General features: G+C 68.5%; 22 protein-coding genes. 6 read left to right on the forward strand and 16 right to left on the reverse strand.

The genetic code is table 11. The annotated features are described in order from the left end of the window. Window positions 1-11 precede the first annotated feature (11 nt). The 7 genes from DB31_RS22320 to ruvB all read right to left on the reverse strand — a co-directional run bounded on the left by DB31_RS22320 (window position 12) and on the right by ruvB (window position 7,696). Window positions 12-608: a hypothetical protein gene (locus DB31_RS22320; protein WP_044191197.1), complete on the reverse strand. Its 597-nt coding sequence runs from the start codon at window positions 606-608 to the stop codon at window positions 12-14. 93 nt (window positions 609-701) lie between these two features. Beyond that, window positions 702-1,427, reverse strand: coding sequence for an orotidine-5'-phosphate decarboxylase (gene pyrF / locus DB31_RS22325; protein WP_052420165.1), 726 nt, complete (start codon window positions 1,425-1,427; stop codon window positions 702-704). Then, on the reverse strand, window positions 1,424-2,668 hold the full coding sequence (locus DB31_RS22330; RefSeq protein WP_044191198.1) for a DUF4388 domain-containing protein: 1,245 nt from the start codon (window positions 2,666-2,668) through the stop codon (window positions 1,424-1,426). The genes pyrF and DB31_RS22330 overlap by 4 nt, the downstream gene beginning before the upstream one ends. 9 nt (window positions 2,669-2,677) lie before the next feature. Then, a complete protein-coding gene (locus tag DB31_RS22335; protein WP_044191199.1) occupies window positions 2,678-3,766 on the reverse strand; it encodes a DsbA family protein in 1,089 nt (362 codons plus the stop codon). A gap of 54 nt (window positions 3,767-3,820) precedes the next feature. Continuing rightward, complete coding sequence (gene lpxC, locus DB31_RS22340; RefSeq protein ID WP_044191200.1) at window positions 3,821-4,765, reverse strand: UDP-3-O-acyl-N-acetylglucosamine deacetylase; 945 nt, start codon at window positions 4,763-4,765, stop codon at window positions 3,821-3,823. A 397-nt stretch (window positions 4,766-5,162) separates the two neighbouring features. Beyond that, on the reverse strand, window positions 5,163-6,647 hold the full coding sequence (locus tag DB31_RS22345) for a hypothetical protein (RefSeq protein ID WP_044191201.1): 1,485 nt from the start codon (window positions 6,645-6,647) through the stop codon (window positions 5,163-5,165). A gap of 14 nt (window positions 6,648-6,661) precedes the next feature. After that, entirely contained in the window at window positions 6,662-7,696 is a 1,035-nt protein-coding gene (gene ruvB, locus DB31_RS22350; protein ID WP_044191503.1) for a Holliday junction branch migration DNA helicase RuvB, read from the reverse strand. Between the two features lie 103 nt (window positions 7,697-7,799). On the opposite strand from ruvB, the gene DB31_RS22355 reads away from it, so the two are divergent. The 5 genes from DB31_RS22355 (at window position 7,800) to ileS (ending at window position 16,323) form a co-directional block, all read left to right on the forward strand. Then, complete coding sequence (locus DB31_RS22355; protein WP_044191506.1) at window positions 7,800-9,038, forward strand: zinc-dependent alcohol dehydrogenase; 1,239 nt, start codon at window positions 7,800-7,802, stop codon at window positions 9,036-9,038. Further along, a complete protein-coding gene (locus tag DB31_RS22360; RefSeq protein WP_044191202.1) occupies window positions 9,035-10,108 on the forward strand; it encodes an MBL fold metallo-hydrolase in 1,074 nt (357 codons plus the stop codon). Before DB31_RS22355 ends, DB31_RS22360 begins: the two co-directional genes overlap by 4 nt. Window positions 10,109-10,818: 710 nt before the next feature. Then, on the forward strand, window positions 10,819-12,225 hold the full coding sequence (locus DB31_RS22365) for a serine/threonine protein kinase (protein WP_044191203.1): 1,407 nt from the start codon (window positions 10,819-10,821) through the stop codon (window positions 12,223-12,225). Between the two features lie 46 nt (window positions 12,226-12,271). Further along, window positions 12,272-12,499 carry a hypothetical protein gene (locus DB31_RS22370; RefSeq protein ID WP_044191204.1) on the forward strand — a complete coding sequence of 76 codons (228 nt, stop codon included), beginning with the start codon at window positions 12,272-12,274 and terminating at the stop codon, window positions 12,497-12,499. A gap of 92 nt (window positions 12,500-12,591) precedes the next feature. Further along, on the forward strand, window positions 12,592-16,323 hold the full coding sequence (gene ileS, locus DB31_RS22375) for an isoleucine--tRNA ligase (RefSeq protein ID WP_044191205.1): 3,732 nt from the start codon (window positions 12,592-12,594) through the stop codon (window positions 16,321-16,323). A gap of 28 nt (window positions 16,324-16,351) precedes the next feature. Here the strand turns inward: ileS and DB31_RS22380 are convergent, their stop codons facing one another. The 6 genes from DB31_RS22380 to DB31_RS22405 all read right to left on the reverse strand — a co-directional run bounded on the left by DB31_RS22380 (window position 16,352) and on the right by DB31_RS22405 (window position 21,777). Further along, window positions 16,352-17,710: an HTTM domain-containing protein gene (locus DB31_RS22380; protein WP_044191206.1), complete on the reverse strand. Its 1,359-nt coding sequence runs from the start codon at window positions 17,708-17,710 to the stop codon at window positions 16,352-16,354. 3 nt (window positions 17,711-17,713) lie between these two features. Further along, on the reverse strand, window positions 17,714-18,355 hold the full coding sequence (locus tag DB31_RS22385) for a hypothetical protein (protein WP_044191207.1): 642 nt from the start codon (window positions 18,353-18,355) through the stop codon (window positions 17,714-17,716). A gap of 85 nt (window positions 18,356-18,440) precedes the next feature. Continuing rightward, a complete protein-coding gene (gene ruvA, locus DB31_RS22390; protein ID WP_044191208.1) occupies window positions 18,441-19,052 on the reverse strand; it encodes a Holliday junction branch migration protein RuvA in 612 nt (203 codons plus the stop codon). Further along, window positions 19,049-19,630, reverse strand: coding sequence for a crossover junction endodeoxyribonuclease RuvC (gene ruvC / locus DB31_RS22395; RefSeq protein WP_044191508.1), 582 nt, complete (start codon window positions 19,628-19,630; stop codon window positions 19,049-19,051). Before ruvC ends, ruvA begins: the two co-directional genes overlap by 4 nt. A gap of 32 nt (window positions 19,631-19,662) precedes the next feature. Continuing rightward, a complete protein-coding gene (locus DB31_RS22400; protein WP_044191209.1) occupies window positions 19,663-20,412 on the reverse strand; it encodes a YebC/PmpR family DNA-binding transcriptional regulator in 750 nt (249 codons plus the stop codon). Window positions 20,413-20,475: 63 nt separating this feature from the next. Then, window positions 20,476-21,777 (reverse strand): response regulator, encoded by a 1,302-nt coding sequence (locus tag DB31_RS22405; RefSeq protein WP_240486846.1) that lies wholly within the window; start codon window positions 21,775-21,777, stop codon window positions 20,476-20,478. Between the two features lie 304 nt (window positions 21,778-22,081). Here DB31_RS22405 and DB31_RS22410 point away from each other — a divergent pair, with 304 nt between their 5' ends. Continuing rightward, the gene (locus DB31_RS22410; protein WP_157232107.1) at window positions 22,082-22,741 is read left to right on the forward strand and encodes a hypothetical protein; all 660 of its coding nucleotides are present in this window, start codon (window positions 22,082-22,084) and stop codon (window positions 22,739-22,741) included. A gap of 18 nt (window positions 22,742-22,759) precedes the next feature. Here the strand turns inward: DB31_RS22410 and DB31_RS22415 are convergent, their stop codons facing one another. From DB31_RS22415 to DB31_RS22425, 3 genes are read right to left on the reverse strand one after another with little or no spacing between them, the layout of a single operon-like run. Then, complete coding sequence (locus DB31_RS22415; RefSeq protein ID WP_044191211.1) at window positions 22,760-24,136, reverse strand: sigma-54-dependent transcriptional regulator; 1,377 nt, start codon at window positions 24,134-24,136, stop codon at window positions 22,760-22,762. A 16-nt stretch (window positions 24,137-24,152) separates the two neighbouring features. After that, window positions 24,153-24,386, reverse strand: coding sequence for a hypothetical protein (locus DB31_RS22420; RefSeq protein WP_044191212.1), 234 nt, complete (start codon window positions 24,384-24,386; stop codon window positions 24,153-24,155). Window positions 24,387-24,393: 7 nt separating this feature from the next. Further along, a complete protein-coding gene (locus DB31_RS22425; protein ID WP_044191213.1) occupies window positions 24,394-26,295 on the reverse strand; it encodes an adenylate/guanylate cyclase domain-containing protein in 1,902 nt (633 codons plus the stop codon). Window positions 26,296-26,370: the final 75 nt, after the last annotated feature.

Here is a 26,370-nt window from a genome sequence, read left to right on the forward strand (position 1 = left end):
GTATGCCCGGGCTAGCCTGGCTCGGGCAGCGGGTGCACCGCGCCGAAGAGGGCCTCCACGCTCCGGTTCACATCCTCCGGAGCCGTCTCCGGCCAGGTGGCCAGGAACATGAACACCCGGCCGGGGCTGCCCTCCGTCACCGCCACCCGGCCGCGCACCCCACCCTCCACCGTGAAGTTGAAGCCCACCGCGCTGTCGGACAGCGGCAGCGGCTCCGGATCCGAGGCGACGAAGCCGGGCTGCTCCTTCAGTCCCTCGCTGAGCCGCTCGGCGAACTGCGTGGGCGTGGCCACGGCGGGCGCCACCTGCAGCACCACCTGCGCGCCCGTGGTCCGGTGCTTCAGGACAACGGGGATGGCCATGCCCTCGGGAGCGTTCTGCTCCTCCGTCTCGTCGAGCTGCCACTCCGCCGTGGGCCGGACAATCTCGAAGCCCAGATCCTCATCCACGTAGCGTCGCGTCGAGGACGGATACTCCTCGGCCAGCACCGCCTGGGCGCCCGGTGGCGTCTCCTGGGCCGCCTGCGGCCTCACCGCCGAGGACCGCGACGCCCCACACGCCGTGCACAGCACCACCGACACCACCCCCAGCCACCCCATCCGCCGCATGTCACCACCCCCACCCACCCCAAGCCCTGATCGCAAACGTGGGTACGGCTCCCACGCGTGACCAGGGGGGTAAGGGATGAGGAGGAGCAGCTGTCAGGCGGAGGAAACTTCCTCGGCGATCGCGCGCGCGGCGGCCACGGGATCTGCCGCGGTGTGGACAGGTCGTCCCACCACCAGCAGATCCGCGCCCGCACGAATCGCAAAGGCGGGCGTCTCCGCGCGGGCCTGATCTCCCTTCTCCGCGCCCGCGGGACGAATGCCCGGCGTGCACAGGAAGGGCGAGGGCCCCAGCAAGCGCCTGAGACCCTCGGCTTCGCGCGGCGAGCACACCAGGCCATCCACGCCCGCCTTCACGGCCAGCTGCGCCAGCCGCTGCGCCGCCGCCTCGGGCGTTCCGGTGAACCCGATGGACGTCACATCCTCGGCCGACAGCGACGTCAGCACCGTCACCGCGAGCACCTTGGGTGCCGCGTGGCCCTGCGCCTTGGCACCCTCGCGAGCCCCCTTCACGGCGGCCTTCAGCATGGCCTCGCCCCCAGCGGCGTGGACGGTGAGCAGCGCGACTCCCAGCGCTCCGGCGCGAGCCGCCGCCAGCTCCACGGTGTTGGGGATGTCATGCAGCTTCAAGTCCAGGAACACCCGCGCACCGAGCTTCTGGAACGCGGCCACCGCCGCAGGCCCGTGCTCCACGAAGAGCGAGAGCCCCACCTTGGCGTAGCCCACGTGCGGAGCCACCGTCGAGTACAGCGCGAGCCCCTGCTCCAGCGGCAGGTCCGCGGCGAGGGCGAGCCGCTCGCGCGCGGCCACGGCCTGGCTCACGTCAATCCCTCCTGGAGGGCGCGGTACGTCATCGACAGCTGCTCTGCCAGAGCCTGCGGCAGCACGTTCTGCGCGGAGAACAGCGCATAGGAGACGAACGCATCGAGCGCCTCCAGCGTGAGCGCGCGAGAGAGCGCCTCGCCGCCACCGGCCACGTTGCGGCGGATCTGATCCACGTCCACGCGTCCATCCGGGCCGAGCTTCACACCGGAGTACGCCTCCTCCAGCCCTGGAGGGGGCGACTGGAGGAAGCTCTGGAACATGCTCACGTCCCGCCCCATCTCCTCGATGGCGCGGTACACCAGCGCGAGCAGCAGGTTGTAGCGCTCCTCGGGGCCGAGCAGCTCCGAGCCCACCATCTCCAGGCTCGGCGTGGGGCGCACCGGCGCGGGGGGCACCACGGGCTCGATGACGAGCGAGCCGCCGCGGATGCGCTCCTCCATCCAGGTGAGGAAGGCGTGGATGCTGCCTTCGTAAGCCGAGCGCAGATCCTTCAGCGAGATGCCCGGCTTGGCCTTGTTGGCCAGCGACTCCTCGCCGGTCGGGAATCCCTCGGGGCCCACGCGCACGCGCACGTCCTCGGGGAACTGGCGGCGCAGCCGCGTCGTCGCCTCGCCGCGCTTGATGCCCTGGATGACCAAGTCTCGCGTGCGCTCGGGCAGCTTGACGACGTCGCTCAGCGGCGCCTGCGCTTCGAGGAAGAGGAAGGAGCCCTCCATCATCTCGAAGAGGTTCAGCACCACCTCGCGCACCAGGTACGTCATGGCGTTGTAGAGGTTGGCCTCGGAGACGATGCCCTCGGTGGTGAGCACCTGTCCGATGCGGCGCGTGGGCGTCACCTGGGCAACGGCCAGCGTGAGCTGGTCCGAGGTGATGAGCCCCAACTGCACCAGCACCGCGCCCAGCCGCTCATAGCGCTCGGTGGAGGTGGCGAACACCACCTGCCCATCCCGGAACGTCACCGTGCGGCGCAGCTGGTTGTGCTGGACAATCAGCTGCCCGCTGCGGATGCCGGACAAGACGTAGGAGAAGACATCCTCCATGAAGAGAGAGCCGAGGTTGCCGGCGAAGAAGCCGATCAGATCCGGCGGCTCTCTCAGGAGGATCATCCCCTCGGGCGAATGGAAGTGCGCCGAGAAGGGACGGGTGGGCGATAGGCCCATGGTGAGCGGCCGCTCGAGTTCGAGAGCCGCCGTCTCACCGGTGATGCGGGGAGTGGCTTTGGGACGTGGAGGTGCCACGTGCCCAGTCTACTTCTTCTTGCTCAACTCCGCGTCGATGATGCTCTTGAATTCCTCGGCCGGCACCGCGCCCGACAGGACCACCCCGTTGATGAAGAAGGCTGGGGTGCCGCTGACCCCGGCCTTCTCACCGGCCGACATGTCCTTCTTCACGAGCTCGGCCTTCTTGCCGGAGTCCAGGCACTCGTTGAAGCGGGCGGTGTCCAGGCCCAGGTCCGCGGCGTGCTTCTTCAGGTCGTCCACCTTGAGGGCGCCCTGATTGGCGAACAGCTTGTCGTGGTACTCCCAGAACTTCTTCTGGTCATCGGCGCACGCGGCGGCCTCGGCGGCCTTCGGGGCGTCCTGGTGGAAGCTCAGCGGGAAGTGGCGGAACACCAGGCGCACCTTGTCGCCGTACTGCTTCACCACCTCGTCCACGGTGACCTTGGCGCGGCTGCAGAACGGGCACTGGAAGTCGCTGAACTCGACGATCGTGATGGGGGCGTTGTCCGGGCCCTTGGCCGGGCCGGTGGCCTCCACCTGGATGCGCTTCTCCGGCAGGAGGACCTTCACGTCCGCCTTGGACTTCAGGTCATTGAACAGCGCCTGCGCCTTCTCGCGCTTGCCCTGCTCGCCCAGCATCTTGACGATCTCGGGCTTGACCTGCTCCAGCGTCACCTCTGCGGGCAGCTGGCCGGCGGCCTTGGCCTGGTCGTAGATCTTCTGGATCTCCGCGTCGCTCGGCTGGGCGGACTTGTCCTCCACCTCGGCCTTGAGCAGCGCGTCCTCGTTGGGCAGGCCGCGCTTCTTGGCCTCGGCCTGAACGAGCTTCTCGATGATGTAGCCATCCAGGCCGCGCTTGAGCAGGTCCTGCTTGCGCTTGTCGAGGTCCGCCAGCGGCGCGCCAATGCGGCCGGTCAGCTCGCCGTAGGTGACCTTCTGCTCGGCGCCGTCCACCTTGTAGGTGCCGACGACGGCGTCCGGGGCGAGCTCACACTGGCCGCCCGAGGCGGAAGCGGTGGCGGGGTTGGCCGCGGGAGACGTCTGCTTGTTGCAGCCGACGGCAAAGGAGGCCGCGAGCACCGCGGCCAGAAGAATACGGGAGGAGCGCTTGGACATGGGTCCGGCGTCTTAATCGAGGTCTCCCGTGCCTCGCAAAAGAAACTTCCGGCTTCAGGCGACCAGCGGCTCCAGATCCATGCCACCCGACAGCTCGGGCAAGCGCACTTCGGGCCGCTCTGTGTCCACCGGACGACCCTGCACCAGCTCGTAGCAGCTCGGATCGGACAGCACTTTCTGCACCAGCTTGTGGTTGAGCGCGTGGCCCGTCTTGAAGACCTTCAGGTGGCCAATGACCGGGCGCCCGAACAGGGACACGTCGCCCACGGCGTCGAGAATCTTGTGCCGGACGAACTCATCCGGGAAGCGCAGCCCCTCGGGGTTGAGGATGGTGGACTCGTCCACGACGATGGCGTTGTCCAGCGAGCCACCGCGCGCCAGGCCGTGCTTCTTGAGCATCTCCACGTCCCGCAGGAAGCCGAAGGTGCGCGCGCGCGAAATCTCACCGGCGAAGCCCCGCTCGCTCACCTCCACCTCGAAGGACTGGCAGGAGATCATCGGGTGCTTGAAGTCGATGGAGCAGCTGATCCGGAAGCGGCGGGCCGGAGACAGCGTGGCCTCCTTGTCACCCTCCACCACCGTGACGGGCTTGTTGATGACCAGGTAGAGGCGCTGCTCCTCCAGCTCGCGCACGCCCACGCTGGTGATCATCTGCACGAAGTGCTCGGCGCTGCCGTCCATGACGGGCACCTCGGGACCATCCAGCTCCACGCGCACGTTGTCGATGCCCAGCCCGGCCAGCGCCGACAGCAGGTGCTCCACCGTGCCCACCTTCACCCCGTCCTTACCCAAGGTGGTGGCCATGGAGGTGTCCACCACGTACTGCGAGAGGGCCGGGATGGCCACCTGGGCTGCTGTGTCCGTGCGGACGAAGACGATGCCGTGGTGGGCCGGAGCAGGCCACAGGGTGAGGTTTACCATCGCGCCAGAGTGGAGCCCCACCCCCTTGCAGGACACGGGCTCGGAGATGGTGCGCTGATGGTCGGGAAACACAGGCATTGCCGTATCGCCTCTCTTACTGCTTCGGTCCGGCAGGTGTTGCCGAAGGGGCCCTCCGGATCAGGCCCGAATCGTTCACTTCTGGATCTGGGACAGCCCTCAGAGATGAGCAAACCCTATGCCACTGACTTGGAAACCTGTCCGGTCGGACGGACAGGCCCACTGCCTGATATCCCTTTGAAATGACTGGGCTTTTTTCCGGCACTGGCGTCAGGACCGCGCTCCTGTAGGGCTTTCCCCCCTCAATTGGCTGGGTCTCTTCGACATCACCGTGACATCTGTGTCCGAGATCCATCACAAACTGGCGGGTCCATAACGCAGGCAACCGCCCGGAAGCAAACACTCCTCAGGCAGAGGCCTCAGCGAGGGCCGACCCTGTAAAATCAGCAGTGGGAGCTCAACGGTGCGCAGGCGCCAAGAAGCGGTCCCGGAGGGCCTCGGCTTCTTTGCGGTCAAACGTTCGCCCCTGGAGAAGCACCCGGCGGCTCACGGAGGTGAAGGTGCTCTCCAGCGTGGGCGTGAAGAGGCGCAAGTCTTCAGCCAGCCGGTGGCGGATGCCGGGGCCCTCGGGCGGCCAGGGCAGCTCCAGCAGGAGCCCGGTAAAGCGATCGAAGGGCTCGTAGTCCGAGTAGCGGAGCAGCTGGTAGCTCCCGTCCTGGAAGTAGCTCAGGAAGGACTTGAGGGATGACAGGGCGGCCTCCGCGGCCGGCACGTCCTCCGAGTGCATGGCCGTCTCCGTGGCCCGGCACAGCTGGCCGAAGACCCACAGGTCCTTGCGCAGCCGCTGGGCCATGGCCTCCTGGGAGACGAGCTGGGCGAAGGTGTCCTCTGCGGTGGCGGCGCCCGGCGCGAGCGCCTCCACGAGCGCGACAATCTGAGCGCGGAAGAGCGCGGTGAAGGCGGCGGCGGCCTTCATGGAGGGGCCCGTCTCGGCGTCCTCCTGCGCGGGGAGCACCTCGCGGGCGATGCGGTTGGTCTCCTTGGCGATGTCGCGGGCGGCGCGCAGGCCGGCGGCCTTGAGGCGCTTGGGGCCTACCTGCATGGCCAGCTCGTGGCGGAGGTAACCCACCAGGCTCACCGCCTCACTGCGCACCAGCGCGAGCACCACGCGCACGCGCCGGGGCGGGGCCTCGTCTCCCTCCTGAGCCACATAGGAGAGGTAGTGGAGCAGCCGGAACAGCGCGAGGAAGGCGGTGGAGAAGCCGGGGCGGACGTCCGCGGGCTGGCTGGCGAGCAGGTCCAACACCCGCACCGAGCGCAGCCGGTCGTACTCGATGCGGAACTCCAGCGACCGGAAGGGGCGGAAGTAGCGGTTGAGGACGATCTCCCGCAGGGCCAGGTTGCCCACGTCCGTGAAGAGGTTGAGGCTGCACACGGGCAGCTTGAGCAGGTGATCGATCAGGTTGCGCAGGGCCTCGAAGGCCTCGCGCAGCACGAAGAGGCTCTCCTGGGGCGTCTCCTGGACGAGCTCTTCCTCGATGAAGGCGCTGCGGACCCGGTCATCGGCCAGCTGGCTCTCCACGTACTTGCGGAAGACGCGCTTGGAGTCCGAGTCCGGATCCAACAGCCGGCGGCCGATGCGGATGGCGCGGTGGATGGCGTCGCGGACGTCCTCGAGCTCCTCGTGGAAGTCCCGGGTGACGAGGGGGCGCTCGTGGGCATCCACCACCGAGTTGTGCAGGTGGAAGTAGCGCTCCACCCCGCGCAGGAGCATCTCGAACTCGAAGAGCTGCTCCTCGCGGCCCTCGATGGTGACACTGCGCAGCCAGCGCTCGCGCTCGGCGAGCATGATGGCCCGCGAGCCTTGGGTGGTGCTCATCAGGTCCGCGTAGAAGTCGCGGGCGGCCGTCGAGGCATCTCCCTGGGCGCGTGCCTGGCTCATCGGCGGAGTTCCTATCAGAAGAGGGCGCCCTGGGGTGAAGCGGGCGGCGGCGTCTTCTTGAAATAGCTGTAGGCCCGATGCGTCGCCGTCCGGCCCCGAGGGGTGCGCTGGAGGAAACCTTCTTGGAGCAGAAAGGGCTCGTACACGTCCTCGATGGTGTCTCGCTGCTCGCCCACACTGGCAGCGATGGTCTCCACCCCCACCGGCCCCCCACCGAACTTCTCGATGATGGTGAGCAGAATCTTCCGGTCCATGGAGTCCAGGCCGCTGGCGTCCACGCCGAGCCTGTCGAGCGAGGACCGGGCCAGCTCCAGGGAGATGGTGCCCTCGCCCTCGACCTGGGCGAAGTCGCGCAGGCGGCGCAACAGCCGGTTGGCGATGCGCGGGGTGCCTCGGGAGCGGGTGGAGATCTCCTTGCTGGCGTCCTTGTCCATCGGGATGCCGAGGATGCGCGCCGAGCGGTTGAGGATGAGCTCCAGGTGCTTGGGCTCGTAGTACTCGAGGCGCTCCTGAATCTGGAAGCGGTCGCGGAGCGGCGAGGTGAGCAGGCCCGTGCGGGTGGTGGCGCCGATGAGGGTGAAGGGCGGCAGGTCGATCTTCATCGCGCGGGCGGCGGGGCCCGTGTCGATGGTGATGTCCAGCCGGAAGTCCTCCATGGCCGGGTAGAGGTACTCCTCGATGGCGGCGTTGAGGCGGTGGATCTCGTCGATGAAGAGGACGTCGCGCTCGTTGAGGTTGGTGAGCAACCCGGCCAGGTCGCCCTTGCGCTCCAGGGCGGGGCCGCTGGTGACGTGGATGCCCACGCCGAGCTCGGAGGCAATGATGTGGGCCAGCGACGTCTTGCCCAGGCCCGGGGGCCCGGAGAACAGACAGTGGTCGAGCGCGTCGCCGCGGCTGCTGGCCGCGAGCACGTAGACTTTGAGCTTCTCGAGGACCTGGGACTGGCCCACGTACTCGTCGAAGGTGCGCGGCCGGAGCGAGACTTCCAGGCGGACATCGTCCCCCTGGACTTCCCCGGACAGCGTCTCGGACTTGCGCTTCGTAGCCATGGCGGTGTTCACCCTACCAAGAACGGCGTGTGTGTCGCGGTCCATCTCCTGGCGGCGCTAGACTCGCGCGCCTTGATGGCCGGTGGGCCAGGGGGCGCGCAAAGTGAAGGGTCTCGTCTTCGATCTCTCCATCCCCAAGTACGTGCTCGCCAAGGGGATCGGCGGGCTGTACCCGAAGATTCACTACGGACCGGGGAGCTGCCTGTCCCTGAGAGAGCTGCCCTCCCCCACTCCGCCCGGCCCCGAGTGGGTCCGGCTGAAGCCGCTGCTGGCCGGGCTGTGCGGCTCGGACATGGCCACGTTCTTCTTCAAGGCCAGTCCGCAGTTGGAGCCCTTCAATAGCTTCCCGGCGGTGCTGGGGCACGAGATCCTCGCCGAGGTGGCGGCGGTGGGCCCGGAGACACGGGGAGTCACAGTGGGGCAGCGCGTGGCGGTGAACCCGCTGCTGCCGTGCCGGCTGCGAGGCATCCAGCCGCCGTGCAAGCCATGCGCGTCGGGGCAGGAGAACGGGTGCGAGCACACGGCCGAGGGCTGCCTGGCGGCCGGGCAAATGCTCGGCTACCAGAAGGATCTGCCGGGGGGCATGGGCACGGAGATGGTGGCGCACCCGTCGCAGCTCCACGCCGTGCCGGATCGGGTGTCGAACAAGGCGGGCGTGTTGGTGGAGCCGCTGGCGGTGAGTCTGCATGCGGTGCTCAAGGCGGGGCTCCGGGATGAGGACCGGGTGCTGGTGATTGGCGGTGGGCCCGTGGCCTTCGCGGCGCTGTGGGCCATCCGAGCACTGGGGCACCGGAGCCATGTGACGCTGCTGGCGACGGAGGAGTACCAGCTGAAGCTCGCCCGGCAGCTGGGGGCGGATGAGGCGCTGCGGGTGAAGGATGACGCGGGGGAGGCCGAGGAGGTGGCGCGGCTGACGGGGGCGAAGGTCTACAAGCCCGTGATTGGACCGCCTGCGCTGTCAGGAGGCTTCGAGGTGACGATCGACTGCATCGGCAGCGCAGGATCGGTGCAGGACTCGTTGAGGTACACGCGGGCACTGGGGCGGGTGGTGCTGGTGGGGGCGGCGGGGATTTTGGAGCGGGTGGACTGGACCACTGTGTGGAGGAATGAACTGACGCTGCTCGGTTCGTACGTGTACGGGCCGGAAAGCTTCCGGGGCGAGCGCAAGCACACCTTCGATCTGGTACTGGAGCTGTTGGCCCGCCGGGAGGGACCGGACCCATCCGTGCTCGTGACACACACCTTCCCGCTCTCGCGGTATCGAGAGGCCATCGAGGCAAACCTGGCGCGAGGGCGCTACCACTCTGTGAAGACGGCATTCGACCTGACGGTGACCGCATGACTCCGAGCTTTCGTCCCCTTCCCTCCCTGACCGCGGCCCGTGCCGAGCAGGTGCCGGGACTCCGCCTCACGCAGCTCCGCCGCGCCGCGCAGGAGGCGCGCGAGGCGTTCGTCGCCGGTGGACCGGTGACGGCGGTAGCCACGTGCGATTTGATTACGTTCCCGTACCCGGCGCAGTTCGCATTCAGCGGGGCGGCGCTGTCTCCGGCGCCGTACGTGATGATGAAGAACCGGATGCAGGTGGTGCAGTTCCTGGAGGACGGGGAGCTGCGCACGCTGCTGTTCAACCCGAGCGACTACGAGCGCGGGATGGCGGCGCCGTTCTTCCGGGGCCTGCGCGAGAAGTACGGGCACTTCGTCTCGGACAAGGTGATGTCCACTCGGCACGGGACGGTGCAGAGCCACCTGGCGGCACTGGGGCTGAAGCCGGAGGACGTGGACTACATCGCGTTCGACCACCTGCACGTGCAGGACGTGCGCGGATGGCTGGGGGGCGAGGGCGCGTCGGCATACTTCCCTCGGGCGAAGCTGCTGGTGCAGCAGGCCGAGTGGCTGGGCGCGAAGAACCTGCACCCGATGCAGGCAGCCTGGTACGTGCCGAACGGCACGGCGGGAGTGCCCGAAGAGCGGGTGGTGCTGCTGGACGGGGATGCGTGGCTGGGGCCGGGGGTGGCGATTCTTTCCACGCCAGGACACACGCTGGGGAACATGTCGCTGGCGGTGGCCACGGACCGCGATGTGTTCGTGGTGAGTGAGAACGGCGTGGCGACGGAGAGCTACACGCCGCTGCAGTCGGGGATTCCGGGAGTACGGACCTTCGCCGAGCACATGGGCATGGAGGTGGTGCTCAACGGCAACACGCGCGAGCACTCGCTGGACCAATACTCGTCAATGGTGGTGGAGAAGCTGTTCGCGGGGCCGTCTCCGGTGGACGGGGCCTACGTGAACTTCCACCCGTCCTCACTGCTCACGGGTTCCATGCTGGCCCCGGGGTTGTCACCCACGGTGGTGCTACCGGCGCCGAACTTCGGGGACGTGCGCCCGCCCGCTGCTGCGCGCCAGGCAGCCTGAGCAACGGGGCCACTGGCATCCACAGCTCACGGAGGTCGCGAGGCCAGGACTTTTGCCACCCACTGACGAGTGTCTTCCGCCGAAGCGGCATTCTCCTGGTACATCCATGAATCAAACCTTCCCGTGCTGATCATGTCGCAGAGTGCAGAATCGGCAGAGAGAAGTTCCGGGACGTCTCAGGGGAAAGCAACAGAAGGCACTTGCCGCGTCTTGAAATCTGGGAGGGCCAGCAGTCCCCAAGTCAGCGCTCTCCACCCAGGATTCATGCGCATGTGCGTCCGCCCCGTGATGCGAGCGGTGCTGGTTTTGTATGGTGTGGCTTCTGCCTACTCTAGCGCGCACCAGCCCTGAACGTGCCGTCCTCGTTACTACCAAACCCTTGAAAAGACTGGGCCTGCTCCCATGCCTCAGTGCGAACCCGTGCGCTCTGGCCCTCCGCCTCGTTCGCCGGAGCTAACCAGTTAGCTCTGAACCTCGGGCCCGCTCGTCACTGCCAACCGGTTGGCACTGTCCCTCCGCCCCGTTCGTCACTGCCAACCAGTTGGCTCTGTCCCTCTCCCACTGCCGATGGGTTGGCCCTGGCACCTCCTGGATGCTCTCACTGCTGCCAAATGCCTGAAGGCGTTCCACCTCCTAGGTTGTTTCAAGGGAGACTACCTGTCTGGTCTTCTTTCCCGCCCGGAGGTACCTTCTTGGGAACTTCCCACGCCATGCACCCCTCTACCCTTCCTCCAGGTTCGATCGTCGGCTCCTGGCGCCTGCTGGGTCTGGCCTCCCAAGGCTCCTTTGGTGCCGTCTTCCGCGCGGAGAGCACCACCGCTCCCGAGTCAGGCCCCGTCGCTCTCAAGTTCGCGCTCCAGCCAGGGGATCCCCGCTTTGCCCTGGAGGCAGCGTTTCTCTCCCGCATGAAGCACCCGAACTTGCCCCTCCTGCGGGACTCGGGCGAGTGGCACAGCCCCAGCGGCACGACCTACTCGTTCCTGGTCATGGACTGGGAGGAGGGTCTGCCCCTGTACTCCTGGGCCCGGCTCCGGCCCCGCTCCTCGCGGGAGGTGCTGCGCGTCCTGGCTCAAGGCGCCCGCGCACTCCAAGCCATCCATTCCGCCGGTGGGCTCCACCGCGACGTCAAAGGGGACCATTTCCTCGTGCGCCCCGAAGATGGGCACGCCGTGCTGGTGGACTTCGGCTCCTGCACCTTCCGCGGCGCTCCCGTCATCACCCGCAACTCCGGGCCTCCCAGCACGCCCGAATACCTCAGCCCTCAGTCCCTCGTTCACCAGTGGAGGTTCCGCCGGGATCCCACAGCTCGCTATGAGCCCTCTGTTGCGGATGACGTGTACGCCCTGGGCGTCACTGCCTACCGGCTCGTCACCGAGCGTTACCCGCTCATCGCCGACGACGACTCCGGAACGGATGAGGGCCAGGACGACTCCCTCCCCATCATTCCCAAACTCGTGCCCGCGGACGTGCTCGTTCAGCTCAGCCCCGAGTTGGCCCTGTGGATCCGGCAGCTGCTGTCCGTGGAGCCCTCAGCCCGAGGAACTCCGGCGGAGTTGGTCAGGGGCCTGGAGCGGTCGGCGAACACCGAGGGCGCCAAAGCGGACAAGCCCATCGGCCCGATCAGGGCTCACTCCGCCCCCAGAAAAGCAATTCCCCAGCAAAAGCCTCCACCTCCCATGCCGAGCCGTGCGCTCCGTTGGAAGGTGTGGTTCGGCGCCACGGCCTTGACCCTTGTGTTGGTCGCTGGAGGGGGAGGACTGCTCCATGCGCAGATGGAACAATCTTCTTCCTCCGGCCAGCCCCCCACTCTCATGCAGCAGTTCCCCACCGTGCATGCAGAGACTTCAGGGCTCGGAGAACTTGAGCTCCCGGAACCTCTAAATCCATCCGAGCCCATGCCTCCACACGAGGGGATTAACGCCCCCATCCCCGATGGTCCCCTCCAAGGCCAGCGCACGCCTCCGTGCAGGAAACCCCTGGTCGAGATCAACGGTGGCTGCTGGAGCCTCGTAGGCAATGAAACGCCTCCCTGCTCCGACATCACCTATGAGTGGCGGAAGCAGTGCTACCTGCCCTTCATGGCTCCCTCGCGGCCCTTGAACACGAGAGAAAAGTAGCTGGCCGTCGAGACATTCAGTAGGTCCACAGCAGACGGAGGAACTGATGCAGACCGTGGGGGAAAAGCTCTTCGCTCAAGGGGAGGCCAAGGGAGAGGCCAAGGGCCAAGCCAAGTACCTCCTCCGGACCCTGGACCGGCGCGGTATTCCCATGGATGCCAAGACCCGTCGGCGCATCCTTGCTTGCAAGGACACCCGCCTGCTCGACCAGTGGTGTGACCGGGCCCTGACCGCCACCACCCTGGCCGAAGTCCTGGGCGAAGCCTCCAAATAGCCCCGCCCGAACGTCTCCAGGTATCCGAAATACCCCGGGGGGCTCACACAAGCCCCCCATCCGGGCCGCTCTGGTGCTATCTGTCCCGGGCCATGGCCCAGCCCCTTTTCGCTACGGTCCCCAACGAGATCGACTTCCCCGCCGACGAGCGCCGCATCCTCGCCTTCTGGAAGGAACGCCGAATCTTCGAGCAGACGCTCGAGGGCCGGGACGCTGCCCCTCCCTTCATCTTCTACGAGGGCCCGCCCACCGCCAACGGCCTCCCCCACAACGGTCACGTCCTCACCCGCGTCATCAAGGACCTCTTCCCTCGCTACAAGACCATGCGCGGCTTCCGCGTCCCCCGCAAAGCCGGCTGGGACACCCACGGCCTCCCCGTCGAGGTGGAAGTCGAGAAGGAGCTCCGCATCCACGGTAAGGCGGAGATTGAGCGCTACGGCGTCGAGCCCTTCACCCAGCGCTGCATCGAGTCCGTCTTCCGCTACACCAATGAGTGGGAGCGCCTCACCGAGCGCATCGGCTTCTGGGTCGACCTCCCCGACGCTTACGTCACCTACCACCGCTCCTACGTCGAGAGCGTCTGGTGGGCCCTCGCCGAGCTGTTCCGCAAGGGCCTCCTCTACCAGGGCCACAAAATCGTCTGGTGGTGGCCCCAGGGCGGAACCGCCCTCAGCTCCGGCGAAGTCGGCATGGGCTATCGCACCGTCGATGACCCCAGCGCCTACGTCGCCTTCCCCCTGAGAGGCCAGCCCGACACGGCGCTCCTCATCTGGACCACCACCCCCTGGACACTCCCGTCCAACATGTACGCCGCCGTGAACCCCTCGGTGGACTACGTCACCGTGGACGCCGGCGACCGCAAGCTCATCATCGCCGCAGCCCTCCGCGAGGAGCTCGCCAAGAAGCTCAAGAAGGACCTGCCCATCCTGGAGACCCAGAAGGGCAGCGAGCTCGTCGGCCGCCGCTACTTCCCGCCCTATGACGTCTACTTCCAGCGCGCCGGCTCCACCGAGCTGCCCCTGAAGGCCGGAGGCTCGGACTCGCCCGCCTGGCGCGTCATCGCCGCCGACTTCGTCACCCTCACCAGCGGCACCGGCATCGTCCACATCGCCCCCGCCTTCGGCGAGGACGACTACAACGCCTTCCGCCAGGAGCGCACCCGCTTCACCCAGCCCGACGCCCTCGAGATGTTCTGCGCCATCCGCTCGGATGGCACCTTCTCCGACGACTTCCCCGGCATTGCCGGCAAGTTCGTCAAGGACGCCGACAAGGACATCTCCCGCGCCCTCAAGGAGCGCGGCTTGCTGGTGCTCATGGAGCAGTACAAGCACGAGTACCCGTTCTGCTGGCGCGCCGATGACGACCCGCTCATCCAGTTCGCCCGCCCCGCCTGGTACATCCGCACCACCCAGGTGAAGGACCAGGCCATCGCCAACAACCGCGCCGTCAACTGGGTCCCCGAGCACATCAAGGAAGGCCGCTTCGGCGACTTCCTCGCCAACAACGTGGACTGGGCCCTCTCCCGCGAGCGCTACTGGGGCACCGCGCTCCCCCTGTGGATCCACTCGGAGACGGGCGAGGTGGAGGCCATCCCCTCGCTCCAGGCCCTGCGCGAGAAGCCCGGCAGCAACCTCGCCGCCGTCGAGGCCGAGCTCAAGGCCTTCCTCGCCCAGAAGCCCGGTGCCACCACCGCCGAGCACCTCATCGTCCACAAGCCGTGGATCGACAAGGTCACCTACGAGAAGCCCGGCACCCCCGGCCGCTTCACCCGCGTGCCCGAAGTCATCGACGTGTGGTTCGACTCGGGCTGCATGCCCTTCGCCCAGTGGGGTTTCCCCCACGCCCAGGGCTCGCGCGAGAAGTTCACCCAGGCCTTCCCCGCTGACTTCATCTCCGAGGCCATCGACCAGACGCGCGGCTGGTTCTACTCGCTGCTGATGATCAGCACGCTCGTCTTCGATGAGGAGACGCAGAAGCGAGAGAACATCCTCCCGTCCCACGGCTGGCCGCACCCGTACAAGAGCTGCATCGTGCTCGGCCACGTCTCCGACAAGGAGGGCAAGAAGGAGTCCAAGTCCAAGGGCAACTACACCCCGCCCGAGATCATCCTCGATGAAGTCCGCATGGACTTCGCCGTGCTGGATGACAAGGCCGCCGGCGTCAACGGCGTGGCCGGCGAGGCGCTCATCGCCCGCGAGGACCTCGAGGGCCTCGACATGCAGGAGGGCGTCAAGGTCCAGGTGTTCCGCCCGGATCAACCCGGCACCGCCCTCACGCTCACGGTGAAGGCCCACAAGAAGCTCAAGCGGCGCGTGCTGCTGCTGGCGAAGAAGGACCTGGAGGCGCTGAGCGTGGCGCCCTCGGCCAAGGGCGCGGATGTCATGCCCGTGGAGGTGCCCCGCCTGGCTCCCTCCGAGCGCGTGGTGCTCAAGGACCCCGCCTCCAAGGCCCCCGGCGCGGACGCCTTCCGCTGGTTCTTCTACGCGGCCAGCCCCACCTGGTCCAACACGCGCCACTCGCTGAGCAACGTGCGCCTGTTGCAGAAGGACTTCCAGGTCAAGCTGCGCAACGTCTACTCGTTCTTCACCATCTACGCGAACATCGACGGGTTCTCGCCCGCCACCGGCAACCCGGACGCCTCCGAGGCCCCGTGGCTCGCCATCCGCAAGAGCCAGGGCTGGCGCGAGCCCAAGGTCCGCACGGTGTTGGACAAGTGGATCCTCTCCGAAGTGCAGCTCGCCCTGCGCGACACGGCCCGCCACCTGGACGGCTACCACGTCTATGAGGCGGCCCAGCGGCTGGTGGCGCTCGTGGACGCGCTCTCCAACTGGTACCTGCGCCGCAGCCGCGACCGCTTCTGGGCTCCCGGCCTGGAGCAGGACAAGCTCGACGCGTACTACACGCTGTACGAGGCGCTCACCGCCATCGCCTCCATGTCCGCGCCCTTCATCCCCTTCTTCGCCGAGGAGATGTGGCTCAACCTGGTGCGCCGCCCCTGGCCGCACTCCCAGCCGGAGAGCGTCCACCTGGGCCGCTTCCCCGACGCCGACGAGCGCCTCATCGACGAGGGGCTCGCCGCGGAGATGGGCGCGGTGCGCGAGCTGGTGTCCCTGGGCCTCAAGGTCCGCACCGACAACCGCCTCAAGGTCCGCCAGCCCCTGTCCCGCGTGGACGTCATCCTCGCGCGCTCGGAGCTGAAGGAGCGCGTGGCCGTCTACAAGGAACTCATCGCCGACGAGCTGAACGTCCACGAGGTGCACTTCCTCGAGGCCGGCCAGGAGACGGACGTGGTCCGCTACAAGGTCCGCCCCAACCTGCGCGCGGTGGGCAGCCGGCTCGGGCCCAAGCTGGCGCCGGTGCGCAAGGCGTTCGACTCGGCGGATGGCCGCATCCTCCAGCGCGAGCTGTCCCTCAAGGGCATGGTCTCCATCACCGTGGACGGCGAGCGCATGGCGTTCCCCGCCGAGGAGCTGGAGGTGCTCGTGGAGGCCAACCCCGGCTTCGCCGCCGCAGGCGCGAGCGTGGGCGTGGTGGTGCTCTACACCGAGCTGACCGAGGCGCTGGTGGACGAGGGCCTCGTGCGCGAGCTGCTCGCCCGCGTGCAGGCGGCGCGCAAGGACATGGCGCTGGGCTATACGGACCGCATCCGCCTCTGGGTGGACGGCGACGCGCGGGTGCTCCGGGTGACGCAGGCCTCCAAGGAGTTCATCTCCCGCGAGACGCTCGCCTCCGAGCTGAACGTGGGCCCCGAGGGCCTCACCGGCAAGGAGGAGGAGTTCAACCTCAACGGCCTGCCCACGCGCATCCGCGTCGAGCGCGCCTGACAGGCAGAGCCAAGGCCCAGGGGCTCGCTCAGGGAGTCGCGAGCCGAGCCCCAGGGCCCTCCAGCGGGAGAATCCAGGGCCGGGGCGAGAGGCTGTACCGGTACGCCGCCAGGTCCACCGTTGGGTCCACGAGGAGTTGGCGGGGCCGCCCGTTCAATCGGACGGCCACCCAGGCTCGCACTTCCACTCCGGGTTGTCCCTGGCGCGCGTACTCCTCCGAGACGTGACGCGCGAAGGTGGCCAGCATGTCCGGGTGGGTCACCATCCGGTACGCCTGCTTGTCGGTGAGGTAGCGCAGCGGCTCCACCTCCCAGCGCTCACCGGAGGCTGGATCCGTGGCCTCGAAGCGCGCGTGGGCCCGCTTCTCCATGATCTTCATGTGCCAGGAGAAGAGGAACCCCTCCTCGTTCCAGAGCACTGGCCCCGGGTAGAGCCAGTGCCGCAGCGGCACCAGCACCTGCACGGTGAAGTGCACGCACAGCAGCACGGTGAGCCACGCCGCGGGCCGCCGCTCCAGCGCGGGCGCTGGGCTCTCCGCCGTGGGTGCAGACAGCGTCCCCGTACGAGCCCACGCAAGCGCCCGACGCGGCCAGTCCGGCTCGAAGAACAGGAGCAGCAGCGAGGCCGCCATCCACGGGAACACGCCGATGTTGAGCAGCAGCCCCGTCATCAAATGGAAGGACAACAGGGCGGCATAAGCCACCGGCCGCGTGCGCCTCCACAGCATGAATGGAGGGCCTAGCAGCACGACGAGCATGCCTCCCCAGCTCGCCCCGAGCGCCAGGACGGGCAGTGGCACCACGGGTGCCAGCGCACGGGCCACCGGAGTGCCATCCAGCCACTGCACCAGGGGCTGGCCGTGGAGCAGCCAATCCGGCTGAAGCTTCGCCATCCCCGAGAAGGCATACGCCACCATCAGCTGCGCGCGCAGCGTCCACAGGCACCAGGCGGGCACGGTGTCCCGGCGCAGTTCCGGGCGGCGCCGTGCATCCAGCGACCAGAGCCCCTCCAGCGGCATCAGCGCCATGAGGAAGGCCAGCAGGCACGCCAGGTAGTAGTGGTTCAGGTAGTGCGTCCGGTCCAGCAGCTGGACGTACGAGAACCCCACGGCCAGCACGAGCATGCACGCCCGGTAGAACAGGCCCAGCATGACCCCCACCGCCGCCACCCCCAGCACGGCAAAGAGGGCGTACATCCCCACGGCCGACAGAGGCTTCACCCACCCGAACCCGGGAAACGTGAAGAAGAAGGAGGGAGCCACGTAGTAGGCGTGGATCCACCCCTTGAGGAAGTAGCGCAGGATCGCGGCGGCCATGACCGCGCCGAAGGCGATGCGGAGCACCGCCAACGAGGCCACGTCCACGGGCCGAAGCAGCCACCGGGGCATGCGTCAGTCGAAGTCCGAGTCCCCGCCACTGCCCGTATCGCCCAAGCATCCACCGCCACCCGAGGGATCCGTGCCGCGGTCATTCTCCTCGTCGTGGCGCACCTGGAACTCACACACCAGCGAGGTGCCGTCCTCGAAGAACAGCTTCAGCGTCGTCGACAGGCGGTTCTCCACGAAGGTGACGACCCGCTCCAGCGTGCCTGTCCGCAGCTTCGGACGAAGGCCCTGGGTCACCAAGTCCCAGTGCTTGATCTCGGGCGAGGGCGCGGGGATGAACCCTCCCGTACCGCCTGTACCACCATCCGCGCCGCCCGTGCCGCCATCCGTACCGCCCGGGGTTCCACCGGGAGCCACCTCGCTCGGCAGGTTCAGCTCCACGCCTCCCGAGAGCACCGAGGAGCGAGCCACCACCGCGCTCATCACCACCTTCCGCTGGCCAAAGCTGACGGAGAGGATGTCCTCATTGTTGAGGTAGTTGATGGCGTAGAAGCTCTCCGGATCGATCTCATCCGACACCGCCAGGTTGCCGATGAACCCCTCGCAGCGCCCCGACGACGTGGAGGCGCGAGAGCAGTCACAGCGGCTGGTCATCATGACCAGGGCCATGAGGGAGAGAATCAGGTACGACCGCGAGGATTTCTTCATGGTGGGGGGGCCTGGGTGCTCGGGGAGTGGCAACGCCACGAACCGGCAGTATTGGGTGGAAGAGAAGCCGCGGTCCAGAGGAGGCTCAGGCCCCCGAGCGCAACACCTTGAGGGCCTCGCGGAACAGCGCCTGGAAGGCGGCCTCGGGCCCCAGCCGCTCTCCGGCCATCTCCGCGGCCTTCTCCGCCTGCGGCGCCTTGTAGCCCAGGTTCAGCAGCGCCGAGACCAGGTCCGCCATGGGCCCCGCGGCCGGAGGCGGCGTCACCGCGCCCTTGGCCACGGCCTCCAGGTGGAGCGTCTTCACCTTCTCCTTGAGCTCCAGCACGAGCCGCTCGGCCGTCTTCTTGCCGATGCCGTGAATCTTGGTGAGCCGCGCCACCTCTTCCTTGGCGATGGCCACCACCAGCTCCGGCACCTCCATCCCGGACAGCACGGTGAGCGCCAGCCGCGGCCCCACGTGCGACACCGAGGTGAGCAGCAGGAACATCTCCTCCTCGCCTCGAGTGAGGAAGCCAAACAGCTCGAAGGCGTCCTCGCGCACCACCGTGCGCACGCGCACCTGGACGGGCTGGCCCTCCGCGGGCAGCTTCCCCATCGTCAGCGTGGAGAAGAAGACACGGTAGCCCACCCCTCCCACGTCGATGATGGACTCGTCGAGGCCCTTCTCCTGCAGGGTTCCGCGCAGTGCCGCGATCATCGCGCCTCCGGGCGCCGGTAGGACGGGCTCAGCCGATCCGCGAGGAGCGCCGCCGCGCCCTTGCGGCCCTTGGCGCGAGCCCCGCGAGAGCTGCCCGCGAGCAGGCCCGCGGCCCGGCCCTGGTTCAAGTGGCACAGCGCCACCGCGAGGGCGTCGCTGGCATCCGCCCGCTCAATCTCGTCGAGCCTCAGCAGGGAGCAAACCATGCGAGCAATGGCGTCCTTGCCGTCCGCGCCGCCCGCGCCCACCGAGCGCTTCACCTTCGCCGGCGGGTACTCGTACACGGGCAGCCCCGCCTGGGCCGCCGCCAGCAGCGCCACGCCTCGCGCGTGCCCCAGCACCAGGGCGCTGCGTGCGTTGCGGAAGGTGAAGACACCCTCCACCGCCACCGCCTCGGGCTTGAGGTGGCGCAGCGCGCCCGTCAGCTCGGCGTGCAGCACCATCAGCCGCTCGTGCAGTGGGGCGTTGGGGTCCACCTTGATGACCCCATGGGCCACATGGGTGAGCCGGCCCCGCCGCTCCTCCACCACGCCATAGCCCATGAAGCGGCTGCCAGGATCGACCCCTAGGACGCGCACGTTCCTCTCCACCACCCCAACGAAACAGGTGTTCAGCCTTGTAACGCGTCCATCAACGCCTCGTCGATCTCGAAGTTGGCGTGGACGTTCTGGACGTCGTCGTTGTCCTCCAGCGCGTCCATCAGCTTGAGCATCTTCTTGGCGTTCTCGCCCTCGAGCTTCACCGTGTTCTGCGGGAAGAAGCTCCACCTCTGCTCGCCCAGCTTGAGCCCCGCCGACTCCAGGCTGTTGGCCACCGTGTGCAGGTCCACAGGCGCCGTGCGCACCTCGAAGCCGTCCGTTCCCTGGTTGATGACGTCCTCGGCGCCGGCCTCGATGGCCTTCTCCATCACCTGGTCCTCGGAGGGGCCCGGCTTCACGGCGATGACGCCCTTCTTCTGGAACATCCAGCCGACCGCGCCCTCGGCGCCGAGGTTGCCTCCACCCTTGTTGAAGAGGATCCGCACGTCTCCCGCGGTGCGGTTGCGGTTGTCCGTGAGGCACTCGACCAGGACAGCCACGCCGCCGGGGCCATAGCCCTCGTACATCACCTCTTCGTAGCTCTCGCCCTCCAGCTCGCCGGTGCCCTTCTTGATGGCGCGCTCGATGGAGTCCTTGGGCATGTTCGCCTCGCGCGCCGCGGCGATGGCGACGCGCAGGCGGGCGTTACCGGTGGGATCCCCGCCGCCCAGGCGGGCCGCGACGGTGAGCTCCTTGATGACCTTGCTGTACAGCTTGCCCTTGGTCGCGCCCATGGCGGCCTTCTGGCGCTTGATCTTGGACCATCGGTTATGACCGGACATGGCGGGGCAACTTCTCCCCTAACCCCACCCACCGAGTCAAACCCCGAGTCGAACGGCCAGGGACTACGCCTCGGCTTGGAGGGCGCGGGACTTGCCCTCTTCCCGGCGGCGGGCCGCAGGCTTCGGGAAGTGCAGGATGACGGGGACGCTCTGCACGGGCTTGGACGCCTCGGCGGCCGCGCTCTCGTCCACGGTCTCCTGGGCCTGAACCGGAGCCGGCTCCGGATCCACCGCCGGAGTTGCCTCGGCCACCGGAGCCGCCTCGACCGTCGGAGCCGCCTCGGCCGCCGGAGCCGCCTCCGCCTCGCGCTCCGCCGCCTCTTGAACCCGGGCCTCGAGCGCCTCCGCCGCACGCTCCTCGGACTCGTGCGCAGCCACCTCACGCGCGACCCGGGCAGCCTCGGCCTCCGCCGGCTCAAAGAAGCGCGGCGCATCCAGCGAGCGCTCCCGCTCCTCGACGCGGCTGGCGGGCACCAGCACCCCCAGCACGAACAGGTGCATCGCCGCCTCGAACGCCACCACCTCGGGCAGCCGGCACTCCAGCAGCACCGCGCGCACCGTGCGCCGCCCATCGAAGAGGCGCACCAGGGCAATCACCTCGTCCGGCAGCTCGGAGAGGTGCTCGGCCATCCGCGCGAAGTCCACCGTGAGGCGCGCCGCCAGCGGCACCCCCACCTCGCGCAGCCGCTCGAAGCGCTCCAGGGCGGGCAGCACCTCGGCGCGAAGGAACGCCCGGTCCATCAGCAGCGAGCCCCGGTGCAGCTCGGGGCCAAAATTCACGCCGAACACCCCGCTGCCGAAGGCCAGCAGGCGCCGGAAGCCCAGCACGCCCCGCTCGCCCTGGAAGGCCGCGTCCACCACGCGCCCGCCGCGGAAGGCGAAGAACCCGTCCCCGCCGTCCTTGAGCACCACGCGGCCCGAGCGCGCACCGGCCAGCAGCGCACGCGCAATCTCCGTCAGGGGCAGCCGCGCCGAGTGCGCCTCGTACTCACTCTCCCCCGTGCGCCGGCCCGCCTTGAGCCGCGCCAGGGCCACCACGTCCTGCACCATCACCGGCTTGGCCAGGTAATCGTCCGCGCCCATGTTCGCGGCCAGCTCCGGGTGGAACGACTCGCGGCGGCTGGCCAGCAGGAACACCGGCACCTGCGCCGTGCGCAGCTCCGTGCGCACCAGTCCGCAGAGCGTGAAGCCGTCCATGCCCGGCAGCTCCGTCTCGGAGACGATCAACCCCGGCAGCACTCCACCCGGCGCCAGCTCCTCGCGGGCGTCCTCCGCCGAGCCCACCAGCGCCACCTCGAAGCCCGCCTCGGACAGGGCCGTCCCCAGCTCGGAGCGGTACTGCGCCTCCGGCTCCACCAGGAGCACGCGCAAACGCCTCGCTTTCCGGCTGCGAGGACTGAGTCCGCAGGCGGAAGAGGCTGGCTCAAGAATGGTCGCGCGAGGGGAACGGGCGGCCATGGGGGGCTCCAGGAGGCGGGTGAGGAAACGTTCGATTATCGGCTCAAACGGTAATAATCCGGGATAGTGGAACTGCTTTTCATCATGACGCGATCTCAATCTGTAAGAAAGTCCCTGGAGGACTTTTTTATTTTGGAACTCCAGGCTGTCCGGAATTGAGCGTCAGCGGAGGAAAGGTCGACGACTCCCGGCAGGCGCGTAAGGTGGGCGCATGAAGCGCCCAGTCTTACTGCTGGCCCTCGTGTTCGCTCTCCCGGTCCCCGTGGCTGCGCAAGGGGCGGCTCCAGCCCGCGAGGAGTGGTCCTTTGGGACGGTGGTGGCCCCGGCCATGCTGCCGGAGGGGGCCTCCTCCGTGTACGGCTACATCGGTGTGCCCGAGATGGGAGGGGGCTACCGGCAGGGACTCTCCCTGTTCGAGATCGAGGCCCGGGGGCGGCTGGACTACTTCCGGCTGGCGGGCATCCTGGAAGTCGGGGCGCGCAAGACGGTGGTGAGCGACGGGCCCACGACCATCGCTCCCACGCTGAGCCTGGGGCTGGTGTTCAACTCGGGCAGCGCGTACCTGGACGCGGACAACTTCGGCGGAACCCTGGTGCGCATCACCCCGGGGCTCATCATCGGCTGGCGGGTGGCGGACACGGTGATGCTGCTGGGGCTCTTGGACTTGCCGGTGGACCTGGGACTGGACCCCACGGGGGCGCGGCGGTTCCAGGCGCTCACGGGCGGAGGGGCGGAGTTCTACCTGGGCTCGGGGATTTCGCTGCTCACGGCGGGGCAGATCGGCGTGGAGAGCTTCAAGGCGCCGCTGAAGGACAATGAGGTGCGGCTGGGCTACCAGGTGCGGCTGGGCATCGGCACGCGGCTGTTCTGAGACACGTCCCAGCCGCGCTCACGTGAGCCCATAGCGCTCGAGCTTCTTGAGCAGCCCCTGCCGGGAGAGCCCGAGCGCCTCGGCGGTATGGGTGCGGTTGCCATGGAAGCGGCGCAGGGCCTCCTCGATCTCCCGGCGCTCCAGGGCCTCCACCTTCTGCTGGAGCGTGGTGGCCCCTGGGGCGGGCGTGCGCGGACGATCGCTGCCGGTGAAGGACAAGTCTTCGGGCTGAATCTCGCGCCGCTCGCCCGCGAGCACGGAGGTGCGCTGCATCTCATGGCGCAGCTCGCGCAGGTTGCCGGGCCAGGGGTGCGACAGGAGCGCCTCGGTGGCGGCGTCCGAGAGCTGCCGGGCGCGGCCATCCGGGCACAGGTGAGCACACTGGTTGAGGAAGTGCCGCGCGAGCAGCGGCAGATCCGCGGTGCGCTGGCGCAGGGGCGGCAGGTGCACCTCCACGCCTTTGATGCGCCAGTAGAGGTCCTCGCGGAAGGTGCCGGCCTGCTGCATCGCTCCGAGGTCCTTGTTGGTGGCGGACAGGCAGCGCACGTCCACGCGCGAGGGCCGATCCGCGCCGACGGGGAGGATGTCCCCCGTCTCCAGAGCGCGCAGCACCTTCACCTGGAGCGAAGGCGTCATGTCGCCGATCTCATCGAGGAAGAGCGTGCCGCCGTCGGCCTCGGCGAACAGACCACGGTGGTCCCGCGTGGCGCCGGTGAAGGCGCCCTTCACGTGGCCAAAGAGGGCGCTCTCCAGCAGGTTCTCGGGGAGCGCACCGCAGTTGACGGGGATGAAGGGCCCGGCGTGGCGGCGGCTCTTGAGGTGAATGGAGCGGGCGAGCAGCTCTTTACCGGTGCCGTTCTCGCCGGTGATGAGGACGGGGAGATCGCTGGCGGCGATGCGCTCGGCGAGCGAGACGGCGGAGAGGAACGGCGCGCTCTGCCCCACCATGGCGGTGTCCCCACCGGCGCGGGCGAGCGAGGACTGCAGGGCCTCCACCTGCCGCTCCAGGGCGACGCGGGCCAGGGCACGCTGCACCACCACGAGGAGCACGTCCGGATCCACGGGCTTGGTGAGGAAGTCGTAGGCGCCCAGGCGGATGGCCTCGAGCGAGTGGCGCGTGTCCCCCGCGCCGGAGACGACGATGACCTTGGTACCGGGCCGTGCGGCCAGCAGCGCGCCGAGCTGCTCCAGCCCAGCGGACACGCTGCCATCCGGCGGGAGCATCAGATCCAGCAGGACGAGGGGAAACGCGCGGGCCTCCACTGCGGCGCGGGCGGAGGGGCGATCCGCGGCCTCGACGAGCTCATGGCCCGCGTCACGCAGCAGCCCGCCATAGACCTTGCGAAAGGCCGCGTCGTCATCGACGAGGAGCAGCGGAGGGAGAGAGGGGCTCATGGCAGCAGATCCTGGTTTACTCCGGCAGCGGTGCCTGACGCGGCGTGCCCATCAGCTCCAGCGTGCGGGCGGCCACACGGATGAGGGTCTGGGCGCAGGGCTCACAGCCGCCCCCACAGCACACGGGCCAGCGGCCCTCGGGGTTCCTCAGGAGCGGCCGGACCGAGGACCGGTAATACGAGGGCAGCTTCAGCTCCTCACTGGCGCGGGTGAGCGCGGCTTCGAGCGGAGAATCGGAGGCGTCGGACACGCCCTGTCTATAACCCGCTCGAGCCCCCCGCGCCCACGGCCGTCACCGCCACACAGGCCTGGCGCTCGGTGACGCCGCGCAGCTCGGCCTCGAAGCGCGTGGCATCCAGGCGCTCCTCGCGGATGCGCTCGGCGATCTCCGGGTGCTGAAAGAGGCTCTCCAGGAGGACCACCTGCCCTCCCCTCGCCTTGCCCTGCAGGCGCGCCGCCAGGTTCACCGTGCTCCCGAAGAGATCCAACCGCTGGTTGGCGCGCACGGCGAGGCACGGGCCCTCGTGGAGCCCCACCTTCAAGCGCAGCCCATGGTGGCTGTGGAGCTGCTCCGTCTCGCGCACCATCTGCAGGGCCGCCGCGAAGGCCTGCCCGGCGCGAGGAAAGGCGGCCATCACCGCGTCCCCCATCGTCTTGAGCACCGCGCCCTCGTGGCTCGCGACGGCCCGCGCCACCGTCTGGAAGTGCTGCTCGATGAGGGCGAAAGCCCGCGCATCGCCGATCTGCTCATAGAGCGAGGTGCTGCCCGTGAGGTCCGTGAACAGCACCACCATGGAGCCGATGGACAGCTCCATCCCCACAGCCGGGGCCTCAGCGGAGAACAGGCTGTGGAAGTCCGGCACCGCGAGCACGTCCTTACCGAGCGCCGCCTCGGGCAGCCAGTCCACGCGCTCGATGGCGAACTCCTCCTCGCGAGGCGTGTCATTGACGAGCAGGAGTGAGACCCCCGACCCCTCCGCCGTGCCCTCCGCAGGAGCCACCGCGAGCGTCTGGGGGCCCAGCGTCACCTGGAGCCGGGCGCCGGGCTTCACGGGGAGCGCGGTGCGGTAGCGCAGCATGGCCGTGCGCAGGGCATAAGCACTGTCCGGCAGCTCCAGGGACACCTCCCGTCGGCTGTGCGGAGCGACGATGAAGTTCGCCCGCACGTGGGGCCGGAACCAGGGCGAGCCCGCGCTGTACGTGCCCGGAGCCAGCATGCGAATGGCCGGGCTCACCCGGAAGATCGCCTCCACGTTCGACGCGAAGTCCAGGCCGAAGGAGCGGTCGCAGTCGACGCAGTAGCCCTCGCGCTTCAAGCCGTCGAGGTTGGGCACCTCCTGCACGCCCTCGCGGCACATGGGGCAATCCAGCTGCCACTGGAGCTCATAGAGCCCCGCCCTCGCCGCGTGCAGGAAGGCCTGAAGCACCTCCCGCCGCTCGAAGTCCCAGGTGCTCGCGAGCTCGAACGGGCGGATCTGCCGCAGCTCATCGTCGAAGGCCTCCTGGATGAAGCGGACCATGCGCTCCCGGAGCTCGGGCTTGACCGGAGCGCTGGCGAAGCGCTGCGCCCGGAGCTGGAGCTCCTTGTCCAGCACGAGCCCTCGGAGACCAAACGCCGATCCATCCGGCTCCAGCTGGCCGAGCAGGTGCCGCAGCTGGATGACGGCGGGCTCCGGGCCCGGCTCCAGGGAGACCTTCATCCGCGCACGCATGAAGAGCCGAGCCAGGGCATCGATGTAGAGCTTCAGCCCCTGCTCGAAGGCCTGGATGAGCCGGCCCTCGACGCGCGAGTCCAGCGGCTTGTCCGCCTCGGCGTACACGGTGACGGAGACGCGGGAGCCCCCGGGCACGGACTGCAGCTCCGCGCGGATGCCGCTCTCGCGAATGGGGCCGGCCAGGTACCGGCGCAGGGCGTGGATGAACTGGCCCTCCACCCACTCGCCTCGCTCCAGCCACTCGGCCTCGCCCCAAGACTGGTAGGCGTGACCGATGCGGGCGCGGACTTGCTCGCTCTCGGCGCCGAGCATGCGGTAGCGATAATCGGTGGGATTCATGCCCACGATCCGGTCCCACCGGTTCGTATCCGCGACGAGCCCCCACACGAGCTCGGGGGGCGCGGGCAACTGACGCTCCTGGGTTCGGGAGTACTGAATCGCCATGAGCCCAGCGTACCCCCTGGGCTCTCGCCTGTGTGAGAGAGCTTGCTTGACTCGCGTACAGAGGCTCTCTACCGT

It is taken from the genome of Hyalangium minutum (assembly GCF_000737315.1).
Lineage (GTDB): Bacteria > Myxococcota > Myxococcia > Myxococcales > Myxococcaceae > Hyalangium > Hyalangium minutum.

What these genes read in the sequence shown, in the direction of transcription:
- DB31_RS22320 (WP_044191197.1), bottom strand. Translation starts at nt 608, where the DNA reads ATGCGGCGGATGGGGTGGCTGGGGGTGGTGTCGGTGGTGCTGTGCACG.
- DB31_RS22335 (WP_044191199.1), bottom strand. Translation starts at nt 3,766, where the DNA reads ATGTCCAAGCGCTCCTCCCGTATTCTTCTGGCCGCGGTGCTCGCGGCC.
- lpxC (WP_044191200.1), bottom strand. Translation starts at nt 4,765, where the DNA reads ATGCCTGTGTTTCCCGACCATCAGCGCACCATCTCCGAGCCCGTGTCC.
- DB31_RS22345 (WP_044191201.1), bottom strand. Translation starts at nt 6,647, where the DNA reads ATGAGCCAGGCACGCGCCCAGGGAGATGCCTCGACGGCCGCCCGCGAC.
- ruvB (WP_044191503.1), bottom strand. Translation starts at nt 7,696, where the DNA reads ATGGCTACGAAGCGCAAGTCCGAGACGCTGTCCGGGGAAGTCCAGGGG.
- DB31_RS22360 (WP_044191202.1), top strand. Translation starts at nt 9,035, where the DNA reads ATGACTCCGAGCTTTCGTCCCCTTCCCTCCCTGACCGCGGCCCGTGCC.
- DB31_RS22365 (WP_044191203.1), top strand. Translation starts at nt 10,819, where the DNA reads ATGCACCCCTCTACCCTTCCTCCAGGTTCGATCGTCGGCTCCTGGCGC.
- DB31_RS22370 (WP_044191204.1), top strand. Translation starts at nt 12,272, where the DNA reads ATGCAGACCGTGGGGGAAAAGCTCTTCGCTCAAGGGGAGGCCAAGGGA.
- ileS (WP_044191205.1), top strand. Translation starts at nt 12,592, where the DNA reads ATGGCCCAGCCCCTTTTCGCTACGGTCCCCAACGAGATCGACTTCCCC.
- DB31_RS22380 (WP_044191206.1), bottom strand. Translation starts at nt 17,710, where the DNA reads ATGCCCCGGTGGCTGCTTCGGCCCGTGGACGTGGCCTCGTTGGCGGTG.
- DB31_RS22385 (WP_044191207.1), bottom strand. Translation starts at nt 18,355, where the DNA reads ATGAAGAAATCCTCGCGGTCGTACCTGATTCTCTCCCTCATGGCCCTG.
- ruvA (WP_044191208.1), bottom strand. Translation starts at nt 19,052, where the DNA reads ATGATCGCGGCACTGCGCGGAACCCTGCAGGAGAAGGGCCTCGACGAG.
- DB31_RS22400 (WP_044191209.1), bottom strand. Translation starts at nt 20,412, where the DNA reads ATGTCCGGTCATAACCGATGGTCCAAGATCAAGCGCCAGAAGGCCGCC.
- DB31_RS22410 (WP_157232107.1), top strand. Translation starts at nt 22,082, where the DNA reads ATGAAGCGCCCAGTCTTACTGCTGGCCCTCGTGTTCGCTCTCCCGGTC.
- DB31_RS22415 (WP_044191211.1), bottom strand. Translation starts at nt 24,136, where the DNA reads ATGAGCCCCTCTCTCCCTCCGCTGCTCCTCGTCGATGACGACGCGGCC.
- DB31_RS22425 (WP_044191213.1), bottom strand. Translation starts at nt 26,295, where the DNA reads ATGGCGATTCAGTACTCCCGAACCCAGGAGCGTCAGTTGCCCGCGCCC.